This is a genomic window from Cohnella ginsengisoli (assembly GCF_029525555.1).
GTDB lineage: Bacteria > Bacillota > Bacilli > Paenibacillales > Paenibacillaceae > Cohnella > Cohnella ginsengisoli.
In genome coordinates, this window is record NZ_JAPDHZ010000002.1 from 579460 (window position 1) to 605954 (window position 26495).

Below are 26495 nucleotides of genomic sequence, written 5' to 3' on the forward strand. Positions count from 1 at the left end.
CGCCTCAGCCCTTTCCGTATTTCTCGATCGCGCGGGCCAGCTCGGGATGGGTCGTCGCGTACGTCTCGAGCGGGGTGCCCGCCGCGGCCGCTTCCCAACCTTGGCGCATGCTCGCGAAGCCGGCGGCGGGACCGTCCGGATGCGCGAGCATGCCGCCGCCCGCGAGGTGCATCACGTCCACGCTGCGGATCGCCTCGTACGTAGGCGGAGCCGAGCCCGCCCACTGCGCCGAAGAGACGACCGGCACCGTCTCGTAGCCGCCGAACAGCGGGCGCGCGCACGCTTGAATCGAGCGCACGACGGATTCATTGCTCTCGTAGAACTTGCTGTTCAGTCCGTTCACGTGAAGATGATCCGCTCCGGCCAGCCGGCACAGCTTTTGGAAGGCGCCGAACTCCATGCCGAGCCCCGGACTGCGGGTGAGCATGCCCCATTGATTGCGGTGCGCGTGGATCGGAACTTCGCTGTAGCCGTTCAGGTGCGCGAGTCCCGCGAAGCCGATGCTCATGACGCTCGCCATGACGCAGTTGCCGCCCGCTTCGACGACGACGTCGTGATGGCGGCGCATCTCGTCGATGTCGCCGGTAATGTTGAACGCGTACATCGTCTTTTTGCCCGTGACGTCCGCCGCGCGCCCGATCGCGTCCATGACCGCCCGGACCTTCTGTTCCAAGGGCAGGTAAGGCGGGTTGGCGTTCAGTTCGTCGTCTTTGATAAAATCGAGACCGGCGACGGCCAATTCGTAGACGAGGCTGCCCAGCTCTTTGGCCGTCAAGCCGACGCTCGGCTTGACGATCGAGCCCAGGATGGGCCGCCCGTACACGCCGGTCAGCCTGCGGGTGCCGGCAAGGCCGAACTTCGGCCCCGGGTACCGACGGGCAAAGGCGTCGGGCAGCTCGATATCGAGCAGCCGCAAGCCGGACAGCTCCTGCAGCTCGAACAGGTTGCCCGCGATCGCGCTCATCAGGTTCGGAATCGAAGGACCGAAGTTGACGATCGGATAAGACACGGAGATCTTGCCCCGCCGGTAGCGTCCGTCATGGCCGGATGGCGGCTTCGCTCCGGGAAGCAGCGGAGCCGATGCCTCCTCCAGCGGCACGATCTGCTCGATCCGCGCGCCGTGGCGCTCCTTCAGCGCAGCCGTCTCCCCCGGCACGGCCGTGAAGGTCCCGGTCGATTGTTCGCCCGCGATCACCTCCGCAGCGCGCGCGAGCGTCCACGGCGTCTCGACGAAGTATTCCGCTAGAACCCGCTCCGTGCCGCCAGCCGGAGCCCCTGACGCCGAAGCGCCTGCCGGTTTCCCGTTCCAGACGCCGCTCATTGCGCGGACTCCTCCGCGCGAGCGAGCCGCTCCAGCACCTCGCGCACTTGCTCGACGCCCAGGCGCGGGCTCGATAGCACCGGCTTGCCCGTCGCTTCGGCCAGCTTTTTCTCCATGCGCGCCATCGAACCTTGCGCGAGCACGATCGCGTCCGCATTGCCTGCCACCCGCTGCGCCGTCTCCAGAATGAGCCTGTCGTGCTCCTCCGGACTTCCGCCGTTCAGCGCTTCGAACGCGCCCGCAGCCAGGCCGTTCACCAGCGCGACGGCGCGCCCCGCCGCAGCCGCTTCCTTTTCGATCAGCCTCATCGTCGGCTCGAGCGTCGAAGGAAGCGTCGCCAGCACCGCGATCCGGTCGTAGCTCGCCGCGGCCTTCGCCGCCATCGCCTCGTCGATCTTGACGATCGGCACGCCGATCAGCTTGCGCGCGTCGTCTGCCACTTCGCCTACGGAAGAGCATGTGTTCAAAATGACGTCCGCTCCCAGCTCTTCGCCGTTGTGATAATATTGCACGAGCCTTCTGGCGACGCCCGGCGGCACTTGCCCCGCCTTCACCACGTCGCCGATCAGGCTGTCGTCGATGATATTGACGAGCCGGACGTCCGGCAGCAGCTCCTGGAATACCTTTTTCAGCGGATCGGCCAACCCTTGGCCCGTGTATACGGCAACGACCGTTTTCATCGTCCGAACCCCTCCCTCACCATACGAATTCAGTCTCGATACGGCGCAGCTCGCCCTCGCGCATCGGCGCCGCGTCGTACACCTTGCGTCCGGAATAGAACGGATGCTTCGTGCCGCGGGGCGTAATGCCGACGACGTCGTCGCCGCGCCATTCGGTCACGAATGTCTGGCCGATCGCCGTCTCCACCGTCGTGCGCTCGGATAACGGGAACGTAATCGTGATCGTTTCCCCCCGCGAACGCTTCGTTCAGCTGTAGGAACACCTCTTTCACCCAACGGCTCGGCTCCGAGCCTCGTCCTTCCGATACCGCTCCGTTCCGTTCCCGCACGATGCGTACCTTGGCGAAGCCCGCCCATTCCGGAATGCGAACCTGCAGCGACGGCAGGTCCTTGTTCACGCGAAGCACGACTTTGCCTTCGTGAGGCAAATACGATTCGACGTCCAGCCAGACCGAACCGCGATTGAGAAGGAAGTTGACGCTCACCTTGCCGTCCTTCTCGGTCACCGTATTGCTCCAGCCCATATAGAGGCCGCGCGTGCCCGAGCCCAGGCAGCAGATTTGCAGGTCGTTCGTATGCCCGCGCCCGTGATTCACGTCGCAGCAAAAGTCGTTCGGCGCCGAATATCCGGCGAACGCGCCGCGCGTGCTGGCAGCCACGTTCGTGTAGCTGATCCGCCCGGCGACATTGTGAGAACGGTCGTCCGTCTCCTTCACCCAATCGAGATCGAGCAGCTGCGATTCGGTCAGGTGGTTGCGAATGAAGCGCTCCACGACGCCCCAATACTTCGTATAGCCGCTCTTCGCGAGCGTAATGCCGGTGGCGATCAGGTCGACGAGCGAACAGGTCTCGTGCTCGTACGCCTGCTCCTTCATGTCGCCCGGCGTCCAGCCGAAGGCGGTGCATTGCGTCAGCGCCCAGGCGTAGCTCTTCTCCGCGAACGCGATCAGCGAAGCGTCCCCGGTGAAGGCGCCGAATCTCGCGATCGCGTCGAGCGTGCCGAGCCGGGTGTGGAAGTGGCCGCTTCGGTAAGCCAGCGCGTCGTTAAAGCTTCCGTCCTTGTTGAACACGCCGCTGCGCTCCACGATGAGCGCGACGAAAAACTGGCACAGCTCGAACGCATCCTGGCTCCCCGTCAGCTCGTGGTATTTCAGCAGCGGCATGACGAGCCGGCCGCAGAACGCCGCAGGATCGGGCGCCAGACGCAGCAGCATCGCGTTCGCGGACGGCCAGCCGCCCTCCTTGTATTCCGAAGCCGGATAATACCATACTTCGCGCTCTTTGATCGCGATCCGCTTCAGCGCGGCGACGTGGCGGTCGGCCGCTTCCTTCACCTTGGCGTCTCCCGTCGCCATGTACCAGGTCGTCAGCGACAGGATGACCGCACGCTGGTCGATCAGATTGGCGTTCGGCTCCCAGCCGAAGTTCGGGTTTTCCTGCCGGTAGCTTAATCCGTCGTCTTTGAAGAAGGTCATGAAGTTGTCGCGGTAGCGCTGCTCCGTCTCCGCGCCGAACGTCTCGCCGGACATATGCCGCGCCAGAATCATGCCGTCGATCATGCGGCCGTGGGAGGAGCCGAAGTCCCAATCCCCGTGCGTCAGATTGGCAGGATCGTTCATGAGGTTCGCGGCGAAGAACGGGATGCCGCCGTATTCGGGATCGGCCATGCCGGCCATCGCGTTCAGCGCGTGCCCGGCCCTCTCCTCCAGCGTCAGCGTATCGGGTATCAATCGTCGTGTCATGGCAGGTTCGCTCCTTTTATTTGCTCGCGCATTCGGCCTGGCCCCGGTACTCCCCAATCGTTTTGCCCGTTTTCTTTTTGAAAATCTGGCTGAAGTATCGGTAGTCCTCATAGCCGACCATTTTCGCGATTTCGTAGTTTTTGTATGCGGGAATTTTCATCAGCTCGATCGCCTTATGAATCCGGTAATCCGTCAGGTAATCGACGAACGTATGGCCGGTCGTTTTCTTGAACAAACGGCTTAAGTAATCGGCGTTGACGAAACGCGTCTCGGCGATCTGCTGCAGGGAGAGCGGTTGTTCGAAGTGGACTTCGACCAGCTTCACGATCTCCCTGACGAGACGTTCGCCCTGCTTGCCTCCCGCCTGGCTGCCGTTCGACAGGATGGCGGGGATGATCTCCCGCTCGAACAGCTCGCTTGCGGAGGCGGGATCGTTGCGCTGCCGGATCGTCTCGGAATAGGCGAGCGGGGTGCGGCCGCTGACGCTCTCCAGGCTGCAGCCCGAGAGCTGAAGCTGCTTTTCGATCGAATGGACGAGGATCACCGCGTTTCGCTGCATCCCTTCGACCGTCGTGCCGGCCGTCGCGATGCGAGCGAACAGCTGCCTGAAAAGCTCGCCTGCCGTCTCCACGCTTCCCATTTGGAGCGAGAGAAGAAAGGCTTTCTCCGCCTCGTGCGGATAGGAGGGCGCCGCTTGGGAAGCCGCCTCGCTATCGCCCGCGAGCCGTACTTTTCCCGACTCGCCGAGCTTCCGCCAGCCGAGCGCCTCCCGCGCCGCTTGGCATGCGTCTTGCAAATGCAGGGGACGCAAGCTCCGCGATACGGCCGCGCCCAAGCTAAACGTCGCGCCGGCGGCTTCGCTCAGGAAGCCCCGGATCTCCGTCAGCACGCGGCCCAGCTCTGCGCCGAACGAACGCCGCGCCCCGACCGCTCCGACGAATTCGGCGCGTCCGTCGGCGCCCGGCTTCAGCGCGAACGTCCATTCGCCGCCCAGATGGAAGGCGCGCGCCTGCGCAAGCCGTCCGCGCGTCTCTTCCGCCGTCTTCGCCGCATCGGGCCGCTCCTCGGCGTAAACGTCCGCCTGGGCGACGAACACGACGCATTCTCCTTCCGCCCATCCTGCCGGCGGCGCCGCAGGTTCTCCTTCCGCCGTCTCGCCGCCCCCGCGCCGCGTCAGCGCTTCGCGCAGCCAGCCCGCCTCCTTGTCGTTGCCGGCTGCGGACGCGGCCGCTTGCTGCGCTTCCCGCCGCTCGAGCTCGGCAACCGCCTTCTCCAGCACGGTCGCGAGCTCCTCCTTCTTTACCGGCTTCAGCAAATAATCGAACGCCCGGTGGCGGATCGCCTCCTGCGTATATTCGAAGTCGGAGTAGCCGCTGACGACGATCGTCAGCAGCTCCGGCAGCTCGGCGTGCAGCTTCCCGAGCAGCTGCTTGCCGTCGAGTCCCGGCATTCGCATGTCGAGGAACAGCAGGGCGGGCTTCACCTCGAGCGCGAGCTCGTAGGCGTCCTGGCCGTCCGCCGCTTCTCCAGCCAGTTCAAGTCCGAAGCGTTCCCACGGGATGAGCTGAATGAGTCCGCGCCGTATCCACTTCTCGTCGTCGACCACGAGAACTTTGCGCATGTCGTTAAGCCCCCCCCCCCCGATTGAATGTATCGTGTCGCCGGCCATTCGTGTTTTTTTACCAACTGACCTTCAGTTCTTGACCCGGCGATCCTTAAGCACTTGACCTGATGATCCTTCAGCCCTTGACAGAACCCGCCGTCAATCCGTCGATAATATAGCGCTGCAGCAGCAAGTACACGAGCAGAATCGGAGCGATGACGATGACCATGAAGGCGAACACGATGCCCCAATTCGTGTTGTATAACGAGACGAAGTTGAAAATCTGCAGGACGATCGTCCACTTGGTGCTGTCCGTCATGAGGTAGAACGGACCGAAGAAGTCGTTCCATACCGACACCATGACGACGATCGTAACCGTGACGAGGACGGTGACGAGCAGCGGCAGAATGATCCGCCAGTAGAGCCGGAAGTAACCGCAGCCCTCCAGCAGCGCCGCCTCGTCGAGCTCGCGCGGTATTTGCTTCATGAAGCCGACGAGCAGAAATACCGCGAACGGCAGCAATACCGCCGTGTAATACATGACAAGGCTTAAGTACGTGCCGCGGATATGCAGTTCGCCCATGAGCCGGATCGTCGGCACGATCGACACGGGCACGATCAGACCCATGATGAACGTGAGATACGCCGATCGCATGAACCGGTCGTCTCGCCGTTGAATGACGAACGCCGCCATCGAGGCGAACAGCGTCACGCAGACGACGACGAGTCCCGAGATGAGGAAGCTGTTTTTGAAGCCACGCAAAATGTTGCCTTTATCGAAAACTTCCTTGTAGTTATCCAAATTCCACGTTGAAGGAAGTCCCATCCCGAACAGGGCGGATTCCCGGATGCCTTTAAAGGAGTTGACGAGGATCATGTAGAACGGTACCAGAATGACCAAGGCACCGAGGAAGACGATGGCGCTTACGAACGCTTTGCGGCCCGGATGTTCCATTACATCTCCACCTCCCGCTTCTTCAAGGCCATCAGCACCGGTACGCCGACGACCGTCACGAGGACGAACAGCACCAGGTTGATCGCCGTCGAATACCCCATTTGACCCATGCTGAACGTGCTGCGGATGTAGGTGTAGAACACTTCCGTCGTGTAGCCGGGCCCCCCGTCGGTGAGCACCATGACCATCTCGAACACCTTCATCGAGCCGATGACGGACAGCAGGACGTTAACCGTGAACGAAGCGGCCAGCAGGGGGAACACGATGTGCCGGAAGCGGCGCCAGTAGCTGGCCCCGTCGATCGAAGCGCTCTCGGTCAGATCCTTCGGAATAAACTGCAGGCCCGCCAGATAGACGACCATCGCGAAGCCGGCCACGCGCCAGATGTCCGTGAGGATAATGGAGAATAGCGCCCACTTCGGATCGTTCAGCCAGTCCTGGCCCAGCGAGCCGAGCCCGATCCAGCCGAGCGCCTCGTTCACGATGCCGTGCTCCGGATGATAAATCGCGCGGAACACGTAGCCGATGACGATCGGGGCGATGACGTACGGCATAAAGAAGATCGTGCGGAACAGGTTGCGCATTCGGATCGCTTCGTTCATGAGCAGCGCAAGCCCGAGGCCGACCGCGTTCTGAAGGAGCGTGACCGCGGCGGCGAAGATCAGTGTATTGGACAAGGCCTTCCCGAGTCTCGGTTCCCCGAACAGCGCCTTGTAATTGTCGAGTCCGATGAATCGAATCGAATCGGCGTTGACGTTCCAGTCGGTGAAGCTGTAGTAGACGCCGATCAAGGTCGGCGCGATGAAGAACAGAAGAAATACGGAAAGTGCGGGAAAAGAAAAATAAAGCGGATATTTTCGTCTCTCCATGGGGTCTCCTCCTCGGCTTCCGGCGGCCGTCGCGAATGGGGGGCGCCGCCCCCATCCGCCATTCTTTGCCGCTTTGACGACTTCGGCTTAGAAGCCTGCGAGCACCTTCGCCTTGCCGTCTTTCTGGTAGTTGTCGCTGAATTCCTTGATCGCCTTGTCGATATTGCCGTCGAGGAAGAAGTTTTGCAGCGTCTTGGAGAAGTCCACGAAGGAAGGGGTCAGGCGGTTCTGGATATTGACCTTGGATTTGCCTTCGTCGATGTATTTCTTCACGTCTTCTTGAACCGGATAAAGCTCGCTGGTCGCTCCCTTGAAGATCGGGATCCCCGGTTTGTTCGCGTAGAACAAGTCGACGTTTTCCGGCTGGAGCATGAACTTCACGAGCTCGATCGCCTCGGCCGCATGCTTCGCCTTATCCGGCACCATCAGCTGGTTCGGAGGCGTGATCATCGCCGTGCCCGTATCGGTCGCGGACGGGAACGGGAAGAAGCCGACGCTCTTCGCGACGAAGTCCTTGCCGAACTTCTTCTCGAGCTGGGAGATGATGCCGTCCAGCATGAACGTCATCCCCACCTTGCCTTCGCCGAACTCGTTTTGCATCTCGTCGTACGTACCCGACATGACGTTGTCCTGGTACAAGCCCAGCGCCTTCAGTTCCTTCTGCTTCACGAACAGATCCTTCAGCTCCGGAATGTCGGATAGCTTGAGCGCGTTCGAATTGAGCTTCGCGACGCCTTCGTCGCCGATCGCCGGATCGACCTGCGTCACCCAACCCGTGTAATAGAACACCTGAGGCGGCCACGCATCCTTGACGCCCTCGTAGAACGGGGTAACGCCCGCCGCTTTGATTTTCTTCGCGATCTCGACCAGGTCCGCGTAGTTCGTCGGCGGGTTGACGCCGGCCTTGGCGAAGACGTCCTTGTTGTAGAACACGCCCATCATGCCGGTCGACCCGTACGGAACGCCGTAAATTTTGTCGTCCTGCACCTGCGCCTGCTTGATGGAATCGATCACGTTGTCCCACACGCCGGCCTCGTTCGACCATTCGTGCAGCGTCTCGTCCGCTCTCAGCTTCACGTATTGCTTCGTCCCCGGCTGCATGAGGAACAGATCCGGGAAGTCTTGCGTGGAAAACCGCGTCTTGATCAGATTGTCGTAATCGCCGCCCGGCAGCGCCTGAAGCTCCACCTTATTGCCCGTCTTCTGCTGGTAGGCGTCGAAGATCTTCGTGAACGCCGTCGTGTCTTCCGTATTCGAGATCACGAACGTTAACGTGACCGGGTCTTTGGCCGGCTTGGCGCTGGCAGCTCCGCTTGCTGCCGGTGACGATGCGCCGCCTGCGTTATTGTTGCCGTTGCCGCCGCCGCATGCGGCCAGCGCCGCCGCGCTTACTGCCAGGACCATGACCGATGCTAACGCTCTCGACTTTCTCATTCGAGCAACCCCTTCATCTCGTAATCGCTTACAACTTGATTATAGGGAAGCGCTTTCCCGACTCCCATTCACGAAATCGACCGTTTATGTTGAATATTCCGACCTTGCCTGCGGGAGCGCGAAAACCCCGTCGTGCGGGAGAATGAGCGTGATGCGGGTGCCCACGCCTTTCTGGCTGTCGATACGAAAAGACATGCGCTCCCCGAATCGGATCGCGTATCGCGTATACACGTTGCGCACGCCGATGCCGCCTTCGGCGGCCGAATCCGGCCATACCTCCCGGTGCAACTGCCAGTTCAGCTTCGCCCGGAGCTCGCCCAGGCGCGCGTCGGAAATGCCGACTCCGTCGTCCGAGACGGTGAGGTGAACGCCTTCAAGCTCGCTATGGGCGGCGATCCGGATCGTCCCCTTCCCGCGCTTGCGTTCGATGCCGTGGAACACGGCGTTCTCGACGAGCGGCTGCAAGGTCATCTTGAGCAAGGGAAAACCGTAAAGCGCCTCGTCGATGTCCTGTTCGTAGACGATTTTATCGTCGAAGCGAATCCCCTGAATTTTCATGTAGGCGTCGATCTGCTCCAGCTCCTCTTGGAGCGTCACGATCTCGTCGCGGTTCCTCGTATTGTAGCGAAACATGTCCGCGAGCGCCTGCGCGACCTCTCCGATCTCGCCGACCTTGTAGTAGTCCGACATGGCGCGGATGCTGTCGAGGGTATTGTAGAGAAAATGAGGATTGATCTGGGAGTAGAGCATCTTGAGCTCCACCTCCTGCAGCTTGATCTGGTTGACGTACTTCGTCTCGATCAGCATCTGCAGCTCGTCTTGCATGGCGTTGAAGTTCGCGGCGATTCGCCCGATCTCGTTGTTCGGTCCGACCGCCACCCGTTCGGAAAAATCGCCGCGCTTCAGCCGGTTTACCGTTTTGTACAAATTGAGGATCGGCTTCGTAATGATTCTTCCGAAAAAAACGGACAACAGAAACGTAAACGCGAACGCGACCAAAGCGGTATAGAGAACGGTCGTCTTGATGCGGTCGAGCGGACCGAAAATTTCGCTTCGCGGCATGACGAGCACGATCTTCCAGTTCGTATAGTCCGATCGGGTATAGGAAGCGAGCATATTCTTGCCGCCTTTCGCGAACCAGAACTTGCCCTTCGGCCCGTTCGCCCGCTCGACGAGCTCGGATTCGGGCGCATGGTCGGGCAAGGTTCCGGAGGCATACACCGTCTTGTCGTTCTGGTCGAAAACGACGATTCGGCTGCCGGCCGACAGGTCGTCGCTCTGTCCGATCGTCAGGAACAGCTCGTCGTTGTATTCGACGCGAACGACGATAAATCGCTCGGGATTCGAGAAGTCCCGGATCAGAATGGACGACGAATAAGCCGTGTTATCCGCATCTATGCTTCCGTCGCCGCGCCCCATGAAGTACACGCCGCCGTCGGCGGCGATCGTCCGCAGGAACCAGTCGGCATTGCGGATCTTCGCTTCGGACGGCGGCTTGAAGTCGTCGGAAGCGCCCAGCAGCTCGCCCGTGCTGTAGTAGATTTGAAAACGGCTGAAGCCGCGGATCGGCGTGGCGTTGAAGCTTTTCAAATACAGGTTCACGAGATTCTGGCGGAACAGGAACTTCTGCTGTTCGCTCATCTCGGCGTATGCGTTGATGCCGTCGATATATTTCTGGTCATAGTAGGGGGCAAGCAGCAGATTGCGTTTGCTGTGGAAGTCGTTGTCCATGTTGTTCTCGATTTGGCCCACGATCTGGGAACCGGCCGATTCGATCCGATCGGCCATCGTCTGGTAGGAAATATAGAAGGATGCCGTGCCGACGAGCGCGATGCACAATAAAATGACGATAAAATAACTAAAGAGCAGCGTCGTACGGATCTGGGAGAACCAGGCACGAACCCTCCCGATGATCCATCGACCGGCGTTCGTTCCCATAGGCGATTCTCCCTTTCCTGTACTTATCTGCTCTCGAATATCTTCTCTTTATACCACTCCCTCCGATTCTCTTTCAAGAGAATCGGAGGCCAGGGTACAATTGGCAGCGTATTAACCTCCAATTTGGCTGACGAACGTGTACGTGCCCGAACCAAGCTCGAAGCTCGCTTTTCCTTCCGCGGCCGGCTGCCCGTCTAAGGCAATTCCGATGCCTGGCACATGGACGACTGCCGACGCGTTCGCCGGCACCGTGACGCGCAGCTTGAAGTTGCCGTTCGCGTCCAGCGTCCAGGCCGATTCGTACGTGCCGTATAGCGATTCGTAGGAAGCTTCGACCTCCGTGATCCGGCCGCCCGGGCGAGGCGCTATGATCGCGCGGCGGAAGCCCGGCGCCGAAGGGTCGGCTTCGATGCCGCCCATGTAGCGATACATCCACTCGCCTACGGAGCCGAGCGAGTAATGGTTAAAGGAGTTCATCGACGGCGTCTGGAAGCCGCCATGCTCGGTCCAGCCGTCCCAACGTTCCCAGATCGTCGTCGCGCCGTGCTTAATCGAGTACATCCAGGATGGGAACTCTTCCTGCGTCAGCAAGCCGTACGCGACATCCAGCCTTCCGTTGTCCGTCAGCGAGGGCAGCAGGTAGCCGACGCCGAGGAACCCGGTGGACAAGCGGCCGCCGCGGGAGGCGATGTTTTCGGCGAGATGGCCGATCGCCAGCTCCCGGAGCCCTTCGGTCAGCAGGTCGAACTGCAGGGCAAGCACGTACACCGTCTGCGTCTCTCCGCGAATGCGGCCATCCGCTGCGACGAACGCCCGGCGGAACGCTTCCGCGATGTTCCGGTGCAGATTCGCGTACGTTTCTTCGTCGTCGCGTTTGCCGAGCGCGCCTGCAATCCGGCTCAGCAGCTTGGCGCTATAGGCGAAGTAGGCCGTCGCCAGCACCTCGTTCGGCGTATCCGCGTCGATCGACAGCCAGTCGCCGTAGTTCGCGTAGTCGGGACGGATCAGGCCCTTGCTGTTCGTCCGCAGATATTCGACCCAGCGGACCATCGCTCCGTAGTGCGTCTCCAAAATTCGGATATCCCCGTACATCAGGTACAGCGTCCATGGAATAACGACGCCCGCGTCGCCCCAGCCCGCATTGTCCGGCGCGAACCAGTTCAGCCTCGTATTCCACATCTTGTGCCGGATCCAGCCCGCGTCGGGCGCCACGTCGGTGAACGCGCCCGACGGCTGCTGGCAATCGATCATATCCCACATGAATTTCGTGAAAAACCGGGATACGTCCATGTTGTAAGAAGCCGTCCGCGCGAAAATCTGGGCGTCGCCGGTCCATCCGAGCCGTTCGTCCCGCTGCGGGCAGTCGGTCGGCACCGAGAGGAAGTTGCCCCGCTGTCCCCAGGAGATGTTCGATATCAATTGGTTGACCATCGAATCGGACGTCCGCAGGCTTCCCGTCGGGCGCGTGTCGGAATGAACGACTTTGCCGACGATCGTATCCAGGTCCGGTTCGCCCGGATAGCCAATTAGCTCGACATAGCGGAAGCCATGGAACGTAAAGTGCGGCTCGTACCGCTCTTCGCCCTCGCCTTTCAAAATGTAATGTTCCTGCTGAACGGCTACCCGCAGATTATCCAAGTAGATCGAACCGTCGGGGTTCAGCATCTCGGCATGGCTTAGGGTCACTTTGGTTCCACGCGCGCCGCTTACCCGCAGCGCCGTCCACCCGACCATGTTTTGCCCCATATCGTATATATAAGTGCCCTGCTCCGTCTTGCGGAGCGAGATCGGCTTCATCTGCTCGGTCACGCGGATCGGAGGCTCGATCGACGCGGTCAGCAGGCCGTTATAGCCCGCGCGAACGTCCGGACGCTCCCAGCCCGAATCGTCGTAGCCCGGTTGATCCCACCCCGTCAGCTCCAGCCGCGCGTCATACGTTTCTCCCTTGATCATGTCGGAGTAGACGATCGGTCCTTTGGAGGTACGCCAGCTGGCATCGGTCTCGACGGATTCGCGGCTGCCGTCCGCGTATTCGATATTCAATTGGAGGAGGAAAAAAGGACGTTCTCCATACACGTGATTGCCCAGAAACCCGACGGTCCCCGAGTACCAGCCGTCGCCGAGCACGGCGCCGATGACGTTGTCTCCATCCTTCAGCCATGGCGTCACGTCGTAGGCTTGCGTCTGCACGCGCTTGTCGTAATCGGTAAAGCCCGGCGCGAACAGATCGCCGATCTGACTGCCGTTGATATGCAGCTCGTACAAGCCGAGCGCAGTCGCGTAAACCGTTGCCCGACGAACTTCGCCGCTCGTCCGGAATGGCTTGCGGACGTACGGCGACGGTTGGAGCTCTACGTTCGGCTGCGCCTTGGCGCCGATCCAGGAGCCTTTCCATTCGTCGCGAGAGAGGAGCCCCATCGTCCAGAAAAAGGTTTCGCTCCAATCCGAAGCGACAGCGTCGCGGTTCCAGGAGCGAACCTTCCAAAAGTATTGTCCTTCCGATTGGAGCGGCTTTCCCTCGTAAACGACGTGCGCGGATCTGTCGGAAGCGACCTTGCCGCTGTCCCACATGTCCCCCTCATCGCCAGCAAGCGCTTCCAACGACGAGGCGACCAGAATGCGGTAGGCGGATTGCGCTGCGCCTCGCTCGTCCGCGTGCAGCTTCCAGAAGAAGCGGGGCGCCTTCTCGTCCAGTCCCAGCGGATTGATCATGTACTCCGTCCGGCCCTCAGTCACTTGCCATTTCATGTTCATTCCTCCACGAACCAAGTTCAGTAATTTTGTTAAGTTAATCACGATTGTTAAGTTGATAATTTAGTTGCTAGCCACTAAAAATATCCTATCACCATGCTTGATTAGCGTCAATGATTAGATTCAAGTAGAGAATTCTTACTCAAAACCTAAAATTAACTGAACAAAACTAAACAACTGCAAAGACCTTGCTACAAATAGCTAAACAAACTAAACTAAACTTAACATTTAACGAGGAGTTTTGATCATGAAGATGGAGGATATCGCGAGACTCGCGGGCGTATCAAAAGCCGCCGTCTCCCTTGCCTTTAGCGGCAAACCGGGCATCGGGGACGAGACGAGAGCGCGCATTTTGAGCGTTGCCGGGAAGGCGGGTTATAAACCGAGAAAGAGCGTTCAAGCGCAGGAAGCAGCGACGATCGCGGACGCGGCTGTCGAAGAAGCATCGCCTGCGCTGCTGTTTTTGGTCATTGCGAACGCCGGCATCGTTACTTCTCAATATGACCGGCAGCCTTTTTTTCGGGAGCTGATTCATTTTCTGGAGCAAGGCTCCCGCGCCGGCGGCTTTTCGCTGCTCATCTCGGCCATCGATATGGCACGCTTCGACGAAGATCTTCGGGCCATTGCGGACATGCATTCGGATCGGGGCGTTATTCTGCTTGGCACCAATTTGAATAAAGAGACCTTATCGCGCATCGCGGAGCGCCTGCATAAGCTTATCGTCTTGGACACCTGCTTCGAGACGCTCCCCATCCCGTTCGTATACACGAACAACGTGCTTGGCGGCTATCAGGCCGGGACTTGGCTGTGCCGATCCGGACATCGGTCCATCGGCTACGCCGCCTCGGACGTGCGCATTCCTAACTTCGACGCCCGCCGGAGAGGCTTCGACGATGCGATGCGGGAATGGTCGATCGCGGTCTCGTCCGAACATGAATTTTCCGTCGACCCGATGGCTCCAGCCGCGCAAGCCGTTTTCCGGGATCGTATCGAAAAAATGCAAAGCGCTGGCAAGCCGCTGCCGACCGCCATCTTCTGCGAGAGCGACTTCATCGCGATCGGCGTCATCAAATCGCTGGCTGAGCTCGGCGTGCGCGTTCCCGAGGACGTCTCCGTCGTCGGCTTCGACGATATCGCCGAAGCGGTCATCGTATCGCCCGAGCTGACGACCGTTCGCGTAGACAAAGAAAAGATGGTACGCAGCGCCGTCCGGCTAGCGACCTCGCTTGACGATTCGCCGTCCGAAGGCGGCATGAACATCTCCGTCGCTACCGCCTTGATCGAGCGCAGATCGAGCGCAGCGCCTCCCTCGGTCTAACCGTTATAAGTTCGATCGCCCCCGCATGATGCTTTAATCTACCGCAGCGGCTCCGGTCCATGGGACGGCCGACTTGCGCATCGCCTTGATATCCTGCAGCGGCGGCAGGCCGAACAGCCTCCGATATTCCCGATTGAACTGCGACGGACTCTCGTAGCCGACGGCCAGCGCGGCCGTCGTCGCGCCCACCGGCCCGCTCAGCATCAGGCGCCGCGCCTCCTGAAGGCGAAGCTGCTTCTGATATTGCAGCGGGCCGATCGTCGTGATCGCCTTGAACTTGTGATGCAGTCCGGAGACGCTCATGCTGCACGATTTGGCCAGCTCCTCGACGGTGAACGAACGCGCGTAGTTTTCCTTGATCCACTGGATCGCCTTGCCGACGCCGTCCGCCCGTTGATCGAACAGCACCTTCTGAAAAAACAAATGGCCGTTATCGCCCGACAGCAAATGAAAAATCATTTCCCGCTTGAGCAGCTCGGACAGAAAACGAGCGTCGTTCGGCTTGTCGAGCAGCTTCAGCAGCCGCGAAAAGATGTCCAGCAGCTCCGCATCCGACTTCCCGACAAAAGCGCCCTTGCTCAAGCCTCTCTCCCTGGATTCCGCGTCGATCCCCGCGTCCATCACCACGGAAGCGATCTCCTGCGTCGTAAAGTCGATGCGCAGCCCGATATAAGGCGAGCGCTCCGTCGCCCCCACGACTTGCGCGGAGGCGGGGATGTCGATCAGCGACGCCAGGTAATCGCCCGCACCATAACGGTACACTTCCTGTCCCAGATACAGCTTCTTCCCGCCTTGAAGGATCAGACAAAAAGAAGGCGTCAAAACGCCCGGGATGCACTCCGTTTCCCGGCTGCGCTTCACGATGGAGAAGTACGGCACGACGGTCGACGTACGGCCTTCTGCCAACGAAAACCGATTGGCTAAGGCCAGTAGCTGGTCCAACGCCTTCTTATGAATGGATAACGGCTTATCGTACGTCCCGCCCGCATCCGATCCCGACTCAGGCATATCGCTCGACCTCCTTCACTCTTTCAAGTATCATATTGCAGCTTTAGGCAATTTTCAAGCAGGAAAGGTCTACTTCCCGCCGCCGATTCGATTCATAATACGGATCAGAGACACACATTTTATCGGGGAAAGGAACTTGCCTGCATGCAGCAATCGAAAGGCATCATTTTAACGATCATTATCGCGTGTCAGCTGCTTGTCGTGCTGGACGCCTCCGTCATGGTGACGTCTATTCCGGAGATCGGCCGCTCGCTTCATATGTCGACCGTCAGTTTGACTTGGGTTCAGAACAGCTATATTTTAGCCTTCGGCGGTTTTCTGCTGCTCGGCGCCCGGGCCGGAGACCTGCTGGGCCGCAGAAGGATGCTCGGCGCGGGGATCGGGCTTTTTTACGCTGACGTCCCTGCTCGCCGGTCTGGCGCCGACTGCCGAAGTGTTGCTTGTTTCCAGGGCTTTTCAAGGCTTTGCGGCCGCGCTGGCCACGCCGGCTGCGCTGGCCCTGCTGTCGGCCACGTTTACGGAGGAAAAGGAGCGGTCGAGGGCGATCGCGATGTACAGCGCGGTAGCCGGCGCGGGCGGCGGCGTCGGTCTCTTGCTCGGCGGATTTTTTACCGATTTTATATCGTGGCGCGTCGGGATGTTTATCAATGTTCCCATCGGCATCGTTTTAATGTACCTGGTGTGGCGTTACGTGTCGGAATCGGAGACGAGGACCGGCCGGTTCGATCTGTGGGGCGCGCTGACGTCCGTCGTCGGCATGACCGGGCTGGTTTACGGCTTTGTCCAGGCCGCGGGTCAAGGCTGGGGTTCGGCGGAGACTTGGATCTGGCTCGGCATCGGGATCGTGTCGCTGACCGTCTTCGTGCTTGTCGAAAAGCGTGCGGTCGAGCCGATCGTGCCGCTGCGGTTGTTCGCGAGCCGTCAGCGCTCCGGGGCTTATCTGGGTCGGTTTCTGCTGGTCGGCGGCAACTTTTCGCTCTTTTTCTTTATCCCGCAGTATTTGCAAAATGTGCTTGGCTTCGGTTCTCTTGAAGCGGGTCTAGCCTTTCTTCCGTTTACCGCGGCGCAATTCGGCATGATGTTCGTGATGCAAAGCCTCGTTCTCCGTTACGGCAACCGCAAATTGTTGATCGCCGGCCTGCTGCTGGCGGTCATCGGGACGCTGTGGATGAGCCGGACGATCGCCGCGCAAACGGCGTATTTCCCGCAAATGTTTTTCCTGATGGTTATAATGGGCATCGGTTCCGGCTTAATGTTCCAGCCGCTCACCGCGCTTGGGCTCTCGAACGTCGACGCGCGCGATTCCGGCGCGGCTTCGGGTCTCATAAATGTGGCGCATCAGAGCGGCGCCTCGCTGGGCTTGGCGATTCTCGTCACCGTTTTTAACGCATCGATCCAAGCAGGCCAAATCTCCGGGCAGCCATTCGCGCATGCGGTCTCGCATAGCTTGCTTGGATCCGTCGTCTTTCAGGCATCCGCCCTGGTCACGTCTATCCTTCTGCTTATACCTCTGCGCGCATCTGCCCGCAGAGCGGGTCGACTAGCGGCTCGTCGGCGCTAACCGGGCCGATCGCATCATATTCGATCCGGCAAGCTGCCGGTCGGGCAGCTTGCCTTTTCTATGAGAACTGATCCGATACGTCCTCCCATTCCGTCAAGTCGGGCAGCTTCTGCATCCCCCAATAATCGAGGCACATACCAAGGCACAGCCTGCATGTAGACACTTTCGCCAACCGGAGAGCTCGGCTCAAGCACGATAAAATCGCCGAGATCGGTTTCATCCTCAATAGCGATCGTCTATTTTCCATTCATTATTTATTTTGACGAGCGAGTAGGACGTCCGGTCCGTCTCGTCGTTTTCCCACTCCCTCGTTACGAAGATCTCCGCGCCGGGTCCCGTCAAATTGTAGCTTTCGACTTGATAGCCGGTCAGATCGTAGGTTCGCGGCTCGAGGTCTTTTAAAAACCGCTTCATTTCATCGATGCTTTTCGAATCGGAGTCGTCCCCGGAGCACCACAAATATACGCGTTTTACAAAGTCATCGGTAGCGAACCGACTCCACCCCTCGATATGATTAAAGCTCGTAAAATAACGTTCGATCGCAACGTTTAACTTGTCCGGCGTTAGCTCGCCCTTGCGTTCGACCTTGATCTCTTCTTGCGGAGATCGTGCATCCAAGCGACAGCCGCAAAGCATAATAATCAAGGCAAGGAACAGCAAGCAAAAAGCAGCTTTCGGTCTCATGGCAGCACCTCCCGTTTTATGAGTATATAGGCCGTCATCACCATCCCATTACCCAGTATGCGCCCCCATTCCTTTTCCCGTCAGCTTACCCGCAAATTATTTACTTACTAATATTGAGTTGCCTTATAATATAAAGTATAATGGATTTATCCGGAAGGGAGCGATCCACCATGTCCGATCTAACGACTTCTAAAATGGAAATAGGAATCAGCACTTTTCTCGAAGCCGCTCCGAGAGACGGCGGCATCACGCACGCCGAGCGGCTGCGGCAGGCGGTCGAAGAGATCAATCTGGCCGAGCAGGCCGGCCTTGACGTCTACGCGATCGGGGAGCATCACCGCGCGGACTACGCAAGCTCCGCGCCGGCCGTCATTTTGGCCGCGGCAGCGGCCACGACCAAGCGGATCCGGCTCTCGAGCGCCGTGACCGTATTGTCTTCCGACGACCCGGTCCGCGTGTACCAGGCGTTCTCGACGCTGGACGGCCTGTCGAACGGACGGGCGGAAATTATGGCGGGCCGCGGCTCGTTTATCGAATCGTTCCCGCTGTTCGGGTACGACCTGAATCACTACGACAGCCTGTTCGACGAAAAGCTGGAGCTGCTGCTCGCGATTCGCGAATCGGAAAAAGTAAGCTGGCGCGGCGGCCATCGTCCCGCGATTAAAAATCTCGGCGTCTATCCGCGCGCCGTCCAGGAGCCGCTGCCCGTATGGATCGGCACCGGCGGCAACCCGGAGTCGGCGGTTCGCGCCGGTACGCTGGGACTGCCGGTCGTGTTCGCCATCATCGGCGGCATGCCGGAGCGGTTCGCGCCGCTCGTCGCCCTTTACAAGGAATCGGCAGCGAAGGCCGGCCACGACGTAAGCAAGCTGCAGATCGCGACGCACTCGCACGGCTTCATCTCGGACACGACCGACAAGGCCGCGGACTTGTTCTACCCGTCGACGGCGGCCCAGATGAACACGATCGGACGAGAGCGCGGCTGGCCGCCCTATACGCGCGACTCGTTCGACGCCGCCCGCAGCTTGCGCGGCGCCCTCTACGTCGGCGATCCCGAGTACGTCGCCGAGAAGATCGTGCTGCTCCAGCGAAACCTCGGCGTGACGCGCTTCATGCTGCACGCGGACGTGAGCACCTTGCCCCATCGCGAGCTGCTTCGCACGATCGAGCTGCTCGGCACGAAGGTGGCGCCGATCGTTCACAAGGAGCTGGCCCGCCAAGCGGCGCAAAAATAATGCGCGCAAGCTCCATCCGCTGCATATACGTTCTGATGCGCAAACAAGCATGATGAAGACCGGGCGGTCGCAGCCCGGTCTTTGTCGTTCAATCCGAGTTCCCTCCGGCCATATTGACAACCCGTTCGCCTGTCCCTACTATTTAGATCACAGGATACCGAATGCCGACAGGCGCGATAAGGAATGATGAGATGAGCGACGAACAAGGACGCCCTCCGGCCAAAGCGACGACCTTAAAGGATATTGCCGAGCAGACCGGATTTACGATCAATACGGTGTCTCGCGCGCTTAAAAATAAAGGCGACATCTCCGCCGCCACCATCAAGCTGATCCGGCAAAAAGCCGAGGAGCTCGGTTATATCGGCAACGTCATGGCCAGCTCGCTTCGTTCCGGCACCACGAAGACGATCGCCGTGATCGTCGCGGACGTATCCAATCCCCACTTTTCCATCGCCGTCAAGGAGATCGAGCGAGCCGCGAGAATGCAGGATTATACAACTTTTATTTTGAACGCGTACGAAGACCAGGACGCCGAACGCAAGGCGATCCAGTCCGCATTGTCCAAAAACGTGGACGGCATCATCATTTGCCCCTCACAGGGGGAGCGAAAACAATCTGGCTTTTCTGGAACGCACAGGTACACCGTTCGTCCTGTTGGGGCGCCATTTGAACGACGATGCAATGGATTACGTCGTGAGCGACGACGAAAAAGGCGGCTATCTGGCAACCAAACACCTGCTCGAGCTCGGACACCGCGACATCCTTTTCCTGAATGCGCATCATTCGATATCGAGCTCGCGCGAGCGACTGGCCGGCTACAAGCGGGCGCTGTCGGAAACGGGCGTTGCCGCAAAGCCGGAGCTGATCCGCGAAGTGTCCCATCTCGCGGGCGGCGTCAAAAACGAGATGAGCGACGTCATCAAATCCAAGCTCCCCTATACCGCGCTTTTCGCCTTTAACGATATGATGGCCTGGGAGGCCATTTATGTGCTGAACAAGCACCAGATCCGCGTACCGGATCAAATCAGCGTCGTCGGCTTCGACAACATTCAATCGCGGCTGTTCGTTCCTTTCCCGCTCACGAGCGTCAGCAACGCCAAAGGAAAAACCTCCCGCAGAGCGTTCGAGATTTTGCTGAAAAAAATGCACAAACAAAACGCCGGCAAACGCTACAATGAAATCGTCGATACGCGGCTCGTCGTCCGGGAAAGCACGAGATCTTTGCTTTAAGCGTCGCCAAGCCATAAGGAAGCGTCGGCTTCGCAGGGTTCTTCCCTCCCTGCGAAGCCGACGCCTTTTTTATATTGACAGCGATTCCAATCTCATTTACTGTTAACATTATCGTTAATGTTAACGTTCATGTTTGCTAATGAAGGAGAGGAGCGACCCGCATGACACTTGATTTGAAGCTTGGCATTAATATGGGCTTCGCGAACAACAAGTACCCCGAGCCGCACGTTTGGACCCGCATCGTCGCCGAAGAATTGGGGCTAAAATACGTGCAGTTCGTAGCCGACCTGCTGAATGTCTATTTGCCGGACGACATCGTCGAGGAGCAAACCGAACAGATCATCGAAAATGCGGACAAATACGGCTTGTCGATCACGAGCAGCTTCCTCAGCTCCTTCACGCGGGTGAATCACTTCATGCACCCCGATGCCAAGCAGCGGCAAGCCTGGCTCGCCTGGTTCAAAAAGTTCGCGGCGATCTCCGCGAAGATGGGCGCCAAGATGACGGGCGGCCATCCCGGCATTCTGACTTTTTCGGACTACGACAGCCCGGCGATCCGCGAAGAACGAACGGCGGAGGGCATCAAGTATTGGCAGGAGCTCAGCTGGTTCTGCAAGGATCTGGGCATGACCTGCATGATCTTCGAGCCGATGTCCGTGCCCAGGGAGTTCGCCAATACCGTCGAGGAGACGCGGGAGCTGCTTGCCCGGCTGAACGATGGCGCGGGTGTTCCCTTCAAGCTATGTCTCGACCCGGGCCATGCGCCGCATCCGAACGACCGGGATCCGTATCGCTGGATTCGCGAGCTGGGAAGCCTGTCCCCCATCGTCCATCTGCAGCAGACCGAAGCCGGACACAGCCGGCATTGGCCGTTCACGAAGACTTACAACGATATCGGCATCATCCATGCGGACAAGGTCATCGAAGCGCTCGAAGCGTCCGGGGCCACGGAAGCGGAACTCATTTTTGAAATTTACCATCGCGAGGCGTGGTCGTCGGAATTCAGCATTATCCCCGACCATCAGGAATCGGTCGCCTACTGGCGGCAATACGTCAAGCAATGACGCCGTAACCGAAGGAGATCAGACATGGCGGAAAACAACGGTCCGGTGCCGGCGCCGGCGGAGGTGTGGGTATGCGGACATATATCGATCGACGTGATCCCGAAGTTTATCCAGGGAGAATCCGACAGCGGCCGACTGGCGCCCGGCGCGCTGATCGAGGTCGGCGAAGCGGCGTTTTGCACCGGCGGCGCCGTCTCCAATACGGGGATCGCGCTTCATCGGCTGGGAACGCCCGTCCGTTTGATCGGAAAGGTAAGCGACGATATTTTCGGAAGCCTCACGCTTAATCTCCTTCGCGAAGTTCATCCTGCGCTTGCGGAGGGGATCGCCAGCGTCTCCGGGGAAACCAGCTCCTATACGTTCGTCGTCAACCCGCCGGGCATCGATCGGACCTTCCTGCATTGCCCGGGCACCAACGATACGTTTACGGAGCGCGATATCGGCTGGGACCAGGTCCCTGCCGCCCGTCACTTTCACTTCGGCTATCCGCCGCTTATGAAGCGGATGTACGACGACGACGGCGATCGGCTGACCGGCATCTTGAAGAAGGCGCGGGAGAAAGGGATGACGGTCTCTCTGGACATGGCGATGCCCGGCAAAGGAACGGCGGCTTACCGGGCCGATTGGACCGGCATATTATCGAGAGCGCTCCCCATCGTAGACGTGTTCATGCCAAGCCTCGAAGAGATGCTCATGATGGTGAATCGCGAGCTCTACGAGCAATCGGGGCTGTCGGGGGGACGAGCTCTGCGAATCGATATCCGTGGAGACAATCCGGACGCTTGCCGGGAGCTTGCTGGCGATGGGCTGCGGCATCGTCGCGCTCAAGCTGGGCGCTTGCGGCCTGTATATGCGAAGCGCCGCGCAATTGCCGAACGGCCTTGCCGGGCGGCTGGCGCCGTTAGCCGGCGACGCATGGAGCGGTCGGGAGCTGTGGGCGCCCTGCTTCCGGACGGACGTAGCGGGAACGACCGGTGCCGGCGACTGTACGATCGCAGGCTTCATCCAAGGTCTCCTTTTGCAGCTGGGACCCGAAGCTGCGATGACGGGCGCGGTGGCGGTCGGCGCCTGCAGCGTCGAGCGGCTGGGCGCGACGGACGGCATCGTCCCATGGGATCGCGTGCAGGAAAGGATCCGTTCGGGCTGGGACCGGCTCCCCGTCGGGAGATCGATGGAGGGCTGGCGCTGGGAAGAGCAAGCCGGGATATGGATCGGACCGGCGGACCGACAGGGATAGGAATTGAATGATCCTCGCTTTCGGGGATCTAACCAAGGAGGAACGAGTTATGGCGCGCAAACATATGAATCGGACGAAGCTTGGGGTAATCGTCGGCAATCGGGGCTTCTTCCCCGGCCACCTGTGCGAATCGGGACGAACGGAGATTCTCCGCGTCCTGGAGGAAGAAGGCATAGACGCGGTTATTTTAGATATCGCGGACACGAAGTACGGCGCGGTCATGACGCTGGATGACGCCAAAGCCTGCGGTAATCTGTTCAAAGCCCACCGCGACCAGATCGACGGCATCCTCGTCACGCTGCCGAACTTCGGCGACGAGAAGGCGATTGCGAATACGATCCGTTATTCGGGTCTGAACGTCCCCGTACTCGTCCATGCCTTCAATGACGACATGACCAAGATGGGCATCCAGGATCGACGCGACAGCTTCTGCGGGAAAATGTCAGTCTGCAACAATCTCAAGCAATACGGCATTCCTTTTACGCTGACTGCCCTCCATACCGTGGATCCGTCGAGCGAGAGCTTCCGCCGCGATCTGCGCAGCTTCGCCGGAACTTGCCGCGTCGTCAAGTCGCTTCGCCATGCGCGTCTCGGCTCGATCGGCGCCCGTCCGGCCTCCTTTAACACGGTCCGCTACAGCGAGAAGCTGCTTGAACGCTCCGGCATTACGATCGAGACGCTGGATCTGTCCGAAGTATTCGGCCGCGCGAACAAACGCAAAGAAAGCGATCCGGCCGTCAAACGCAAGCTGGAGGAAATCGCGGCTTATGTCGACGTAAAGGGATTTCCGCAGGAAAATCTCGTCCGCATGGCTTCCCTCGGCGTCGTCGTCGAGGCGTGGATGGACGAAAACGACCTTGCCGGCACGGCGCTGCAATGCTGGACGTCGATGGAGGAATACTTCGGCATCGTGCCCTGCACGATTATGAGCATGCTCAGCAGCAGTCTCATTCCGAGCGCCTGCGAGGTCGACATCACCGGCCTGGTCGGCATGTACGCGCTCCAGCAGGCGTCGGGCAGGCCCAGCGCGCTGCTCGATTGGAACAACAACTACGGGGCCGATCCGGATAAAGGCGTCGTCTTCCACTGCAGCAACCTGCCGAAGGAAGTTTTCGAAGAGATTCATATGGACTATCACGAGATTTTATCCGGCACCGTGGGCAGGGAAAATACGCTCGGCACGATCCAGGGTCGAATCAAAGCGAGCCCGTTCACGTACTGCGGCATAACGACCGACGATCTGAACGGCGGCATCGCGGCTTATACAGGCGAAGGACTGTTCACCCGCGACCCGCTGCTGACGTTCGGCGGCTACGGCGTCGTTCAGGTGCCGAAGTTCCAGAAGCTGCTTCGATACATTTGCGAGAACGGCTTCGAGCATCACGTCTCGTCCAGCATGTCGTCGGTCGCGGATTCCCTGGAGGAAGCGCTGGGCAAATATATGGGCTGGAAAACGTATCGGCACGAGGCGGAGATTTAAGATTTCTGTTTCATTTAAAAAAAAGCCTGCGGATACCGTTCCGTTAAGAACGAATATCCGCAGGCCGGGAGCTCGGGCATTAACCCCGAGCTTCCTTTTTTTATTTGACGAACAAATTGAATATCGCTTGAGCGGCTTCTATTGCGAAGCGTATCGGATTCCCCGCCTCATACGCAGCCGCCACATCGGAAGCATACCATGCGCCGCTGTCGATGTCGCCGAATAGCATCGGCCGGCCGGAATCCTCGAGGTCCAGTCCCCGGTTCAAGAGCACGGTTGTTGTCCGTCACAATAATTGCAAAAGTCAGACCCGAAAAGCCACGCCACTCAAGGACCGCTTTCACAATTACAGCAAAAACTCACCAAGATAATTGCAAAAACTACACCGCTACTCCAAGATAATTGCAAAATAATTGTACGTTGTTTTCTCCAAGCGATAATAAAAAACCACCCCAGCCTAGGGATGGCTTCAAATAGTTGTTCATTCAAATTCAAAATCGTTAATTAGGAACGGGTTATATTCTTTGCGAAAACGCGTAAACAGTTCAAAAGCTTCGCTAAAATGATTCTCATCTACATGCGGATGGTTTCTTTCTATCGCGATCCGCGCCGCTCGTCGAATCAAATTCATTAACCGTCTCATAGTACCGTCGCTTGCATACATTAGTTTAGTTGCCATTCCCGATTCCGCAAATGTCGGCTGATCTTCAAACGGCAACTGTTTGCTTATGGCGTCAACTAATCGTCGGAATTCTTCTTTATCGCTCTGTGAATTAAAGCTGAATGGATGAAGATGGTAAGGAACGCTAAAACGACCATCCAGCTGTTCATTAACTTCCATCACGATACGGGATTCTTCGAGACCGAATAGAACAAACGGCTTATTGGTGATGTTGACAAGAGACTTAAACCATTCGGCAACTTCATAATTAAGTTTGTTGTTCTCGCTGTTGACGAAGTGTTGAAATTCATCCAGCATGATCAACTCGATTTGACAGTCTTTGATCAGTTTAATTAATCGATCTCTTTTGTTGCCTAGTGTTCCTCTTAACGGAAATGGATCGCCCAACTTCTCAAGTAAGCTTTCCACGACGACCACCAATCTCGTTGGACTTGGTACTTCATCAGAAAGAATAACTCTTTTTGTACGAGTGTTTCCATAGATTATTTTGTCATGCATCTTGACATACTGCCTGAATAAGGTGGTTTTGCCTGCACCTGAGGGTGCTGTTATCAATAAGCATTGGGGTTCGGCGGCAATTTTTGAATGCTGATGGCAATCTTGGATCAGTTTTAGTGCATGGTTAAATCTAGGATGCTTTATACGAATATCCTCAACGATTTTGATTCTTTCCATTTGGTTATCAATATCTAAATCGACCGCACATACCATTAGAACATCCTCCTATATCGTTGTCTATACATTAACTCCAGCTCAGTCGTTTGACATCAATGACAACATCAAGTCAACAAGTGCATTGTTGTGAAAAATGACTTATTGATGCGATGAGATAGAAAGTTATTTGTCAGTAACGTTTTGCGGAAAAAACACCCCAATCGTCATCGTTGCCTTGTTGCGGAAATTGAACGACGTTTTGCCTCACGTTCGCCTTCGAAGACCGTTTTGGTTTTTTCTTCTCCGTCGGTTTTGCGGAGGAAGCCGTTTCGGATTGCGACCTCACAATTTCTTTGTCGGAACCTACACCTTTCATGCGAGCAATTTTCTTTCTCGTTGAAATCTTGGTTTTTTTACCTTGTCCTTCCATGATTTCAGCGATTTTTTTACGGGCATACGCAAGAGAAACTCTGTTTATTTTCTTACCTTCCATTCGAAGCATTTTCACAGCAACTTTATGCGAGTATTGATTGAGTCCCATGGCGTATTCCTTTTCAACGACATAAGCTTCAATGTATTTGTCATTGAATTCGTCATAAACATACATTTTGGAGATGTCGGTGGGATCAATTTTAAATCTTACTTTACGCTGCTTTTTAGGCTTTGCCTGCAAAAGACGACGAAGTTCGGCGAACTCTTTGGATTGGTAATGCAGGTTATCATGCTGAATGCCTGTATCCTGTATTGTTCCATCGCCAATTTTCATCAACGCGATTTCCCAATCCAACTTCGAAGAAGGCAAAGCGGGACTGCCGTATAATTTTATCTTTTCTTCCCACAACTTTGCGGGGACTCCTTTTACTCCTTTGCTAGGCTTTTGCGTATAAATGTCGCAAATCCAGATATGAATCATTTCAAGAAGACTTGAGATATCTACACAAGCGTTTTTTTTCTGGATCATAGTCATTGCGTTCAATAACATTGGAAAAAGACGTACCTTTGTTTTGATGCAACAACCCTCGATTAATGGTTCCAAAATAGCGCTCAAC

General features: G+C 58.0%; 20 protein-coding genes and 3 pseudogenes. 10 read left to right on the forward strand and 13 right to left on the reverse strand.

Going from position 1 to position 26495, the window contains the following annotated elements:
• Nucleotides 1-4: 4 nt before the first annotated feature.
• The 9 genes from OMP38_RS02900 to OMP38_RS02940 all read right to left on the reverse strand — a co-directional run bounded on the left by OMP38_RS02900 (nucleotide 5) and on the right by OMP38_RS02940 (nucleotide 13290).
• Nucleotides 5-1321: a ribulose-bisphosphate carboxylase large subunit family protein gene (locus OMP38_RS02900; protein WP_277563798.1), complete on the reverse strand. Its 1317-nt coding sequence runs from the start codon at nucleotides 1319-1321 to the stop codon at nucleotides 5-7.
• Nucleotides 1318-2001 (reverse strand): aspartate/glutamate racemase family protein, encoded by a 684-nt coding sequence (locus OMP38_RS02905; protein ID WP_277563799.1) that lies wholly within the window; start codon nucleotides 1999-2001, stop codon nucleotides 1318-1320. Before OMP38_RS02905 ends, OMP38_RS02900 begins: the two co-directional genes overlap by 4 nt.
• A 29-nt stretch (nucleotides 2002-2030) precedes the next feature.
• Nucleotides 2031-3743, reverse strand: a complete 1713-nt coding sequence (locus tag OMP38_RS02910; protein WP_277563800.1) for a glycoside hydrolase family protein — start codon at nucleotides 3741-3743, stop codon at nucleotides 2031-2033.
• A 16-nt stretch (nucleotides 3744-3759) separates the two neighbouring features.
• Nucleotides 3760-5364, reverse strand: a complete 1605-nt coding sequence (locus tag OMP38_RS02915) for a response regulator (RefSeq protein ID WP_277563801.1) — start codon at nucleotides 5362-5364, stop codon at nucleotides 3760-3762.
• A gap of 118 nt (nucleotides 5365-5482) precedes the next feature.
• Nucleotides 5483-6301: a carbohydrate ABC transporter permease gene (locus tag OMP38_RS02920; RefSeq protein WP_277563802.1), complete on the reverse strand. Its 819-nt coding sequence runs from the start codon at nucleotides 6299-6301 to the stop codon at nucleotides 5483-5485.
• Complete coding sequence (locus tag OMP38_RS02925) at nucleotides 6301-7170, reverse strand: carbohydrate ABC transporter permease (protein ID WP_277563803.1); 870 nt, start codon at nucleotides 7168-7170, stop codon at nucleotides 6301-6303. Before OMP38_RS02925 ends, OMP38_RS02920 begins: the two co-directional genes overlap by 1 nt.
• Before the next feature lie 87 nt (nucleotides 7171-7257).
• Nucleotides 7258-8604 (reverse strand): ABC transporter substrate-binding protein, encoded by a 1347-nt coding sequence (locus tag OMP38_RS02930; RefSeq protein WP_277563804.1) that lies wholly within the window; start codon nucleotides 8602-8604, stop codon nucleotides 7258-7260.
• A gap of 84 nt (nucleotides 8605-8688) precedes the next feature.
• Nucleotides 8689-10542, reverse strand: coding sequence for a cache domain-containing sensor histidine kinase (locus OMP38_RS02935; protein WP_277563805.1), 1854 nt, complete (start codon nucleotides 10540-10542; stop codon nucleotides 8689-8691).
• A gap of 111 nt (nucleotides 10543-10653) precedes the next feature.
• A complete protein-coding gene (locus OMP38_RS02940) occupies nucleotides 10654-13290 on the reverse strand; it encodes an alpha-L-rhamnosidase (protein ID WP_277563806.1) in 2637 nt (878 codons plus the stop codon).
• 250 nt (nucleotides 13291-13540) lie between these two features.
• Here OMP38_RS02940 and OMP38_RS02945 point away from each other — a divergent pair, with 250 nt between their 5' ends.
• Nucleotides 13541-14611, forward strand: coding sequence for a LacI family DNA-binding transcriptional regulator (locus OMP38_RS02945; protein WP_277563807.1), 1071 nt, complete (start codon nucleotides 13541-13543; stop codon nucleotides 14609-14611).
• A gap of 33 nt (nucleotides 14612-14644) precedes the next feature.
• Here the strand turns inward: OMP38_RS02945 and OMP38_RS02950 are convergent, their stop codons facing one another.
• Nucleotides 14645-15619 (reverse strand): AraC family transcriptional regulator, encoded by a 975-nt coding sequence (locus tag OMP38_RS02950; protein WP_277563808.1) that lies wholly within the window; start codon nucleotides 15617-15619, stop codon nucleotides 14645-14647.
• A gap of 433 nt (nucleotides 15620-16052) precedes the next feature.
• Between OMP38_RS02950 and OMP38_RS02955 the strand changes: the two genes are divergently transcribed.
• Nucleotides 16053-17180 (forward strand): MFS transporter, encoded by a 1128-nt coding sequence (locus OMP38_RS02955; protein ID WP_277563809.1) that lies wholly within the window; start codon nucleotides 16053-16055, stop codon nucleotides 17178-17180.
• 222 nt (nucleotides 17181-17402) lie between these two features.
• Here OMP38_RS02955 and OMP38_RS02960 read toward each other — a convergent pair whose 3' ends face one another.
• A complete protein-coding gene (locus tag OMP38_RS02960; protein WP_277563810.1) occupies nucleotides 17403-17864 on the reverse strand; it encodes a nuclear transport factor 2 family protein in 462 nt (153 codons plus the stop codon).
• A gap of 170 nt (nucleotides 17865-18034) precedes the next feature.
• Between OMP38_RS02960 and OMP38_RS02965 the strand changes: the two genes are divergently transcribed.
• The 8 genes and pseudogenes from OMP38_RS02965 to OMP38_RS02985 all read left to right on the forward strand — a co-directional run bounded on the left by OMP38_RS02965 (nucleotide 18035) and on the right by OMP38_RS02985 (nucleotide 24110).
• A complete protein-coding gene (locus tag OMP38_RS02965; protein WP_277563811.1) occupies nucleotides 18035-19099 on the forward strand; it encodes an LLM class flavin-dependent oxidoreductase in 1065 nt (354 codons plus the stop codon).
• Nucleotides 19100-19290: 191 nt separating this feature from the next.
• Nucleotides 19291-19407 (forward strand): annotated as a pseudogene (locus OMP38_RS35480) (LacI family DNA-binding transcriptional regulator); the annotation flags it as partial.
• Nucleotides 19408-19560: 153 nt separating this feature from the next.
• Nucleotides 19561-19644 (forward strand): annotated as a pseudogene (locus OMP38_RS35485) (hypothetical protein); the annotation flags it as partial.
• Nucleotides 19645-19765: 121 nt separating this feature from the next.
• Nucleotides 19766-20329 (forward strand): substrate-binding domain-containing protein, encoded by a 564-nt coding sequence (locus OMP38_RS02970; RefSeq protein ID WP_277563812.1) that lies wholly within the window; start codon nucleotides 19766-19768, stop codon nucleotides 20327-20329.
• A gap of 161 nt (nucleotides 20330-20490) precedes the next feature.
• Nucleotides 20491-21393, forward strand: a complete 903-nt coding sequence (locus OMP38_RS02975; RefSeq protein ID WP_277563813.1) for a sugar phosphate isomerase/epimerase family protein — start codon at nucleotides 20491-20493, stop codon at nucleotides 21391-21393.
• A gap of 24 nt (nucleotides 21394-21417) precedes the next feature.
• Nucleotides 21418-22047 (forward strand): annotated as a pseudogene (locus OMP38_RS35490) (carbohydrate kinase family protein); the annotation flags it as partial.
• A 196-nt stretch (nucleotides 22048-22243) separates the two neighbouring features.
• A complete protein-coding gene (locus OMP38_RS35495; RefSeq protein WP_420869616.1) occupies nucleotides 22244-22630 on the forward strand; it encodes a PfkB family carbohydrate kinase in 387 nt (128 codons plus the stop codon).
• Nucleotides 22631-22679: 49 nt separating this feature from the next.
• A complete protein-coding gene (locus OMP38_RS02985) occupies nucleotides 22680-24110 on the forward strand; it encodes an L-fucose/L-arabinose isomerase family protein (protein WP_277563815.1) in 1431 nt (476 codons plus the stop codon).
• A gap of 481 nt (nucleotides 24111-24591) precedes the next feature.
• Here the strand turns inward: OMP38_RS02985 and OMP38_RS02990 are convergent, their stop codons facing one another.
• Complete coding sequence (locus OMP38_RS02990; protein ID WP_277563816.1) at nucleotides 24592-25503, reverse strand: TniB family NTP-binding protein; 912 nt, start codon at nucleotides 25501-25503, stop codon at nucleotides 24592-24594.
• Nucleotides 25504-25636: 133 nt separating this feature from the next.
• Entirely contained in the window at nucleotides 25637-26494 is an 858-nt protein-coding gene (locus OMP38_RS02995; protein ID WP_277563817.1) for a Mu transposase C-terminal domain-containing protein, read from the reverse strand.
• Nucleotide 26495: the final 1 nt, after the last annotated feature.